This window comes from Sutterella massiliensis, from assembly GCF_016899755.1.
Classification (GTDB): domain Bacteria; phylum Pseudomonadota; class Gammaproteobacteria; order Burkholderiales; family Burkholderiaceae_F; genus Sutterella; species Sutterella massiliensis.
On the sequence record NZ_JACJJC010000070.1, the window covers coordinates 1 to 1,507 of the forward strand.

At 56.4% G+C, this 1,507-nt stretch carries 1 protein-coding gene and 1 pseudogene; both read left to right on the forward strand.

Features of this window, described 5'->3' with window-relative positions:
* Positions 1-427, forward strand: a 427-nt coding sequence (locus H6A60_RS11255; RefSeq protein ID WP_338054873.1) for a Mu transposase domain-containing protein, incomplete at its 5' end; no start/stop codon positions are given.
* 213 nt (positions 428-640) lie between these two features.
* Positions 641-1,348: pseudogene (locus tag H6A60_RS11265) on the forward strand (ATP-binding protein).
* Positions 1,349-1,507: the final 159 nt, after the last annotated feature.

Below are 1,507 nucleotides of genomic sequence, written 5' to 3' on the forward strand. Positions count from 1 at the left end.
TCTCAACGCAGAGTTACGGCGCCTGTGCGACCGGCACAACGGGGAGCTCTTCACCGAAAAGTGGCGTCAAACCCGGCAGGTGCGCTTTGAAGAAGAAAAGCCCTATCTCAATCCGCTGCCGCCTACGCCCTATGAAAAGTCGCAGATCGCAAAGACGCTCAAAGTGCGTAAAGACTGCCTCATCCGCCTTGACGATCGCCGTTATTCGGTACCGAGCGGCTATGTCGGACAGAAAGTTCGAGTCATCATCCAACCGCGCAACAGGCTATTGAAAATCTACAGTACCACCGGCGAATTTCTTGCCCAGCACCCGTTAAGAAGCACGTCGCAGCAAAGCAGCTCGGAGGTCTGCTTTGAGAGCTTAAACGGTATGGGGCTGAAGACTTCGAAAGAATCTGCGCTTGGGTTACCGAACACAAAGCCCTGACCTGGGAGGGCTATCAGCGAGGAGTCGATGAGGTCATGAACGGCGGAGAAGAACGTCGGAGGCGGAAGTGGACGCGCAACTTGGCCACGACCATAGATCCCAACCGAAACATCCGCGGCGCAGAGTACTATAAGAAGCGAGGCTGAGATCATGACGAAGAACCAAGTACACCTGAACACGACTCCTCGAGCCGTAACCCTTAAGAACCTGCAGATGCTACGCCTGCCGGGGATGGCTGCGGCGTACAGCCAGCAATTCGACAACCCCGACTACGCCAAGCTGACCTTCGACGACCGGATCGGCATCATCGTGAAGGAAGAAATCGAACAGCGCACCATCAAGCGCAAGCAGCGTCGCCTGAAGGAGTCTGGAATACGCGAAGGCGACGCTGCCAACATCAACGAGATGATCTACTCAAGTGAACGCGGTCTGGGTGAGACGCTGGTGAAAGAATTGGCCGAGTGAACCTGGATCACCTGTGAACGCCCCTCCAACCTGCTCGTCGCCGGTGCCTCCGGGATAGGCAAGGCGTGGCTGATCAAGGCATTGGGCAAGTGTGCCTGTGAGAAAGAACTGACCGTGGCTTACTACCGAATGATCGATTTGGCGGAGAAGCTGGCCGAGCTGCGAAGTGAACACAATGTCCGTGCATTTACACAGCGTTTGCAGATGAAAAAGCTACTGATCATCGACGACTTTGCCATGGGCGATTCGCCTTGCAAAGCCCTGAGCACCTACCTGCTCCGCAACATTGACTCTCGGCAAGGGGTTGCCTCGACGATCGTCGCCGCCCAGCGAAACTGGATGGAGTGGCATTCGTGGATCAATGATCCGGCAACGGCAGATGCCATCATGGATCGATTACTCAACTACAGCTACATGATCGAGCTGAAAGGCAGATCGCTTCGTGAGCTGAAGTAGCGAGCGTGACCTACAGCGGCGGCATGCGGGGCTCGCCGCCGCAGGCGCTTCGCGCCTGGGGAGGATGGGAATGCCTTTCGGCCTACGGCCTTCAAGGCATTCCCATCCTCCCCATTTCCGTCGGCCAAGAACCTTCCAGGCCGAAAGACAGACGGAAAA